Annotated in this window: 1 protein-coding gene and 1 pseudogene; both read left to right on the top strand. The window is 77.0% G+C overall.

Annotated elements, in window-relative coordinates:
* On the top strand, positions 1–378 hold a 378-nt coding region (locus N869_RS15820; protein WP_035063305.1), incomplete at its 5' end, for an ATP-binding protein DrrA1-3 family domain-containing protein.
* Positions 375–609, top strand: a pseudogene (locus tag N869_RS15815) (hypothetical protein); the annotation flags it as partial. The gene N869_RS15820 and the pseudogene N869_RS15815, both read left to right, overlap by 4 nt.

The following is a 609-nucleotide window of genomic DNA, read 5'->3' as shown; positions in this document are numbered from 1 at the left end:
TCCTCCCACCAGCTGGACCTGGTCGAGCGGCTGTGCGACGACGTGGTGATCCTGGACCGGGGCCGGGTCGTGGCCGCGGGCGCCGCGGACGACCTGCGGGCCGGCAGCACCCGCCGGCGCGTCCGGTTGCGCGTGGACCCCCACCCGCAGGACCCGGCCACCGTGGTGGAGGGTGCCCCGTCGGGGATGGCGGCGTTCCTGGACCAGGTGCCCGGGGTGTCCCTGCACGAGCAGCACGGCACCGTGGTCGTGGTGGACCTCGCCGACGGCGCCGACGACCAGGAGCTCCTGGACGCCGCCCGCCGCCACGGCGCGGTCCGCGAGATGACCCCGGTGCGGCCCACGCTGAGCGAGATCTTCCGGGAGGTGGTCCGGTGAGCGGCGTGGGGCAGGTGCGGATCCGGCCGGCGGGGTGGCGGACGGTCGGGGTGGTGGCGGGCCGTGAGGTGTCGGTGCGGCTGCGCGACAAGGCGTTCATCGGGTCGACGCTGTTCCTGCTGCTGGTGGTCGCCGCGGGCACCGTGGTGCCGGTGCTGCTGGGCGGTCAGGTCCCCGAGCTCCGGGTCGCGGTCCAGGGAGCGGCGGCCGCCGAGACCGCCGCCCGCGCCG

The sequence above is a fragment of the Cellulomonas bogoriensis 69B4 = DSM 16987 genome, from assembly GCF_000767165.1.
Classification (GTDB): domain Bacteria; phylum Actinomycetota; class Actinomycetes; order Actinomycetales; family Cellulomonadaceae; genus Actinotalea; species Actinotalea bogoriensis.
The sequence above is the reverse complement of the archived record's forward strand: the minus strand, read 5'-3'. Positions and strand labels throughout refer to the sequence as shown.